At 64.8% G+C, this 4,099-nt stretch carries 3 protein-coding genes and 3 pseudogenes; 4 read left to right on the plus strand and 2 right to left on the minus strand.

Going from position 1 to position 4,099, the window contains the following annotated elements:
- Positions 1-93: 93 nt before the first annotated feature.
- Both PSD17_RS00805 and PSD17_RS00810 read left to right on the plus strand, forming a co-directional pair.
- A pseudogene (locus tag PSD17_RS00805) lies at positions 94-328 on the plus strand (cbb3-type cytochrome c oxidase subunit I); the annotation flags it as partial.
- A gap of 551 nt (positions 329-879) precedes the next feature.
- Positions 880-1,329 (plus strand): class I SAM-dependent methyltransferase, encoded by a 450-nt coding sequence (locus tag PSD17_RS00810; protein ID WP_339120956.1) that lies wholly within the window; start codon positions 880-882, stop codon positions 1,327-1,329.
- Positions 1,330-1,866: 537 nt separating this feature from the next.
- On the opposite strand, the pseudogene PSD17_RS35255 reads toward PSD17_RS00810, so the two are convergent.
- A pseudogene (locus PSD17_RS35255) lies at positions 1,867-1,996 on the minus strand (transposase); the annotation flags it as partial.
- 186 nt (positions 1,997-2,182) lie between these two features.
- Here PSD17_RS35255 and PSD17_RS00820 point away from each other — a divergent pair.
- Both PSD17_RS00820 and PSD17_RS00825 read left to right on the plus strand, forming a co-directional pair.
- Complete coding sequence (locus tag PSD17_RS00820; protein WP_339120953.1) at positions 2,183-2,317, plus strand: hypothetical protein; 135 nt, start codon at positions 2,183-2,185, stop codon at positions 2,315-2,317.
- 86 nt (positions 2,318-2,403) lie between these two features.
- Positions 2,404-2,535, plus strand: a pseudogene (locus PSD17_RS00825) (IS256 family transposase); the annotation flags it as partial.
- A 21-nt stretch (positions 2,536-2,556) separates the two neighbouring features.
- On the opposite strand, the gene PSD17_RS00830 reads toward PSD17_RS00825, so the two are convergent.
- A complete protein-coding gene (locus PSD17_RS00830) occupies positions 2,557-3,789 on the minus strand; it encodes an ATP-grasp domain-containing protein (protein ID WP_339120954.1) in 1,233 nt (410 codons plus the stop codon).
- Positions 3,790-4,099 lie beyond the last annotated feature (310 nt).

The following is a 4,099-nucleotide window of genomic DNA, read 5'->3' on the forward strand; positions in this document are numbered from 1 at the left end:
GCGCTGAACGCCTTCGCGATCACCTTCGCCGGCCGTATCGTCCCCAGCAACGGAAACTAGCCATCACCGAGGCCGGTTCCACCGTTCATCTGACACTCCCCGCCCATGCTGCTGCTGTACGCGACGCCGATCTTCTTCGGCTTCGCGAACTACATCGTCCCGCTGCAGATCGGCGCCCCCGACGTCACCTGTCCGCGGCGCAACGCCTTCTCCTACTGGTTGTCCCCTGTTCGGCGGCCTCACGGTCCTCGCGAGCTTCCTCACCCCGGCCGACGCCGCCGACTTCGGCTGGTTCGCCTACGCGCCGCTGTCGGACGCGGCGCACTCCGTCATCCGTAGATTTCCTCGCATTTATGCATGGGGCGACATACAGGACGTTCCGAAGACAGCCGAAGTCGGGACGTAACGTCGAGGGCGTGCAGACAGAGTCACATTCAGGTCAGAGAGGAAGGAGGATCAAAGATTGGGCCCTTTCAGTCCAGGGTCAGACCGAGCCCAAGCCGGAGAAATAGATGCGTTATTGCCTCGCCAAATCGGAAGCAAAGAGTGCATCAGCAACGGGGACTATCACCGCTGGTGGTGGAAACCACCAACAACAATTCGTTCAAACATTCTAGGAGCTCTTCTAGCTTTGCGGGAGCCCTCGCCAACACCACGACAGGTTCGGAGCATCCGGCGACACGGCGGCTGATTCCATCACGAAATGTACGTCGCGGGACCTTGATCGCAGTGGGCATTTGCTCATCCGACAGCACAATCCACGCGGCAGGGCGCGGAATCGGAAGGTGGACTGCATGGGGCGAAGGGGGACCAGGCGAACCTCTGTTCGTCGGCCAATCCGCGGCGCTGCACGGCGCCACACTCGGCAGAGCTCGCGTGATGATGTCGTTGGGGTGCAGTTCGGCGCCGCCGCTGATGCCGAGAGCTACGTCGACGCGCACCGCGATACCCGGTCCGACCGCGCGGTTCTTTCGCTCGCGGATCCAGCTCGTCTCCCGAATACTTACACCGCTTCCTGGCGGAGACCTGCTCGACGTGGGCTGCGGGCCAGGAATGATGGTCCGCGAAATACTCGATTCGCGACCGGACGCCTTCCACATCACCGCGCTCGATCGGTCCGCCGCGATGGTCGAGGCCTGCGCTCGCAGGATGAAGGACGCAGGGAATGCTCAGGCACTTGTCGGGCGCATCGAATCGCTCCCGTTTCAGGAGCACTACTTCGACGTCATACTGGCCATGGGTGTCCTCGAATACGTTGACGCGACCGTTGCGCTCACGGAGCTCGCCCGGGTTGCCCGACCGGGGGCGTGGTGGTCGTCACCATGCTGAATCCGGCCAGCCCCTACCGGTTCGTTGAATGGCACTTCTTCTGGCCACTGCTGCGCGTACTGGGCGGGATCGAGACGGCGCTCGGGGTACCACCAGAACGGCGGCACAAACCGCCTAAGACGGGCATTCGCGCCTACCGTAAGCGCCAGCTGCACACGCTGCTTGCGTCCGCAGGACTTCGTCCCGTGGACACCGTGTACTTCGATGTCACAGCGCTCGTTCCCCCGCTCGACCGACTCCTCGGGCGATGGGCCTGGACGCGGAAGGATCCTGACAAGACGATTAGCCAGGGACCGCTCAGATGGCTAGGAAGCGGCTACCTGGTCGTGTCCCGGAAGCTCACCTGACCGTCTTGGGACCCAACGGGCTCTAAGCCCGGATGCACCGTTGGGCTGTGCTGTTGATCGACGACAGCGCGTGGGTTCGGGCGGGCTGTTTCAGAATCGGAATTGGCCATGATCGTGCCGCCGGTCGGCCGGCTTCCGGGTAGTGGGCGGACTGGGCCTGGGGTTCAAGTGCGCAGCGGGAGGGCGTTGATGCTCGCCGGTATCGAGCGTTGAGTGACTCGTCGCATTTCTTGAGCAGATCACCCGCCGGATCTCGACGTCGTAGTCCTGAAACGGCACGAACTTCTCCACCAAGCGTTGCGCCAGAGCCGGCTCATCGCCCATGCTTACGACCCCATTTCTCGTCGAGCCCATCCCGTGGCGACGAGCTCGGCATCCTGACTGGGCGCGGTGTAGATGGGTTGATATCCCGCTTCGCCGCATCCCAGTCCTGTCGACCGACCAGCCGGAGCCGGGCCACTGCGGCGACCCTGCGCCGGCGGCTGTTCACCATCCCCGGCCGACTCGTGCACACCGCCCGCCGCCTGCACCTACGCCTCCCGGCGAACTGGCCCTGGGCCGACGCGTTCCTCACCGCCCTGACCAGGGGGCTGTCCGAGCGCGAGGGCCATTGCCTGACCGAGTCGGCCGCGATGAAGTGATGGGCCTACTGTCAAACGAGATGGTTGGCCTGATAGCGTTGAAGAGGTCAGGCCGGGCGGGAGAACGTGATCATTGAACATCACGCCTGTACCTTGTGACTCGCAGCCTGTACCCAACCGGGACTAGCGACACCCGGTGGACGATGCCGTGGAAGCCTGTGATCAACGCCGTCGCGATCACGTTCGGTGACCGCTGGCCGGGAGCCGAGACCTACTGAGAACGACGCCGCAAGCACCGATCATGAGACAGACCCCGGGTTCTTCCGGATGGCCGATATGGCGCGGTTAGCCAATCGACGGGCTAGCTGGATTGTGGGTCTTGGGTCGGTGATAGAGAAGACGGCGTGGGTTGTGTGCGGTCGTGGGAGGAGCGCGCGTAGGGCGGTGACGCGCTGGCCGGAGCGGAACATTCGCCATAGGGAGTAGAAGTCTTCTTCGGCGCGAAACCGGACCCCCACGCTATATTCCGGCACGGCGGGCTGCTGTCCAAGCAGGAGCGCGGTCCAGATGGCAGGCAAGTTCACGCCGGCCCGTACCGCGAGCCCCACCGAGTGGTAGATGCGCGGGTTCACGTCGATGAGGTACGTGGAGTCGTCCGCGTCGATGAACTGGAGATTGAACAGGCCGCTCCACTCCAGATCGGCGAGCAGGCGGCGGACGGCTTGGTCGAGGCTAGCGTCACGCTCGACGGTTCGGGCGTAGGAGACGACTCCGCAGTCGACCGGCCAGGTGCGGTCGGCGAGCTTGTGCACGGTGGTGAGGACCGCACCGTTCCATGCCACGCCGTTGACGGTCCTGATCGGGCCCGCGAGGTAGGGCTGGATCAAGGCTGCCTGGCCCGGAAGACCAGCGACGGCGGAATCAAGGGCGCGGGCGTCCTCCACGCGCACCACCTCGAAACGCTGGAGCCCACCCTCGGTGAGCAACTCGGATCGGACGGGTTTGACGACCGCCGGAAAGCGCATCTCGGCCGGCACTTCGCCGTTGCTGCGCTTCACCAGCGTCGTTGGTGGCACGGCCAGTCCCGCGCGTTCGGCTCGTGCCGCGAGCCCGGACTTGTCGCAGGCAATGTCGGTCTGGATCTCTGGCGGCGCGCCCACAGCGACCGTGCAGGGAAACAATGCGCGGTGACGGCCCAGTGCGAGAAGCGCTGGCTCAGTTCCGGGTAGCACGGCCACCGCCCCGATCTCGGCGGCCGCGGAGGCGAGCTGGCGCGCAAAGGTCTGCGCATCGGTGCGCGGGTCGCAGACCTCGACCACCCCGGCCGCGGCGCGCGACCGAGCGCCGAAGCCGCTGCGCGTGGTAATCGCGGCCCAGGGTTGATATCCCGCCGCGCGAAGGGCGCGAAGCGCGGCGAGCCCACCGGTGTACTCGGTTCCAGTGACGAGGACCCGGACCGGCCTGGACGGGCCTGCCCCAGCCGGCGGAACAGGCCCGTCCATTGATGGCTCTGCTGAGGGAGTAGCAGTCATACGACCAGTGTGCGACGACGAAGGTTAGGCGCCGGCAAAAGCAGGAGCAAATTTCTTCGCCGCCAAGGAAAAATTGAGCACCGCGTTTTGGGTACGCCGAAAAAAGCCGAATGAGTTCCCCTTGTTTGCACGTTCGGAAAGACGTGCAGGTTGGTTCTTCCGATCGAGCGCGATCGTGCCCGAACATCCGGGGCGCGGCGAGAGCTAGACGAGTAAGTCCTAACGGCGTGCCGGCCCGGGACGTGGCAGGAGGGTGTTGAAGATCAGTTTGTGACGACCGACCTCAACACCCTCCTGACCGCACTCTACG

Source organism: Pseudonocardia sp. D17, assembly GCF_036984265.1.
Classification (GTDB): domain Bacteria; phylum Actinomycetota; class Actinomycetes; order Mycobacteriales; family Pseudonocardiaceae; genus Pseudonocardia; species Pseudonocardia benzenivorans.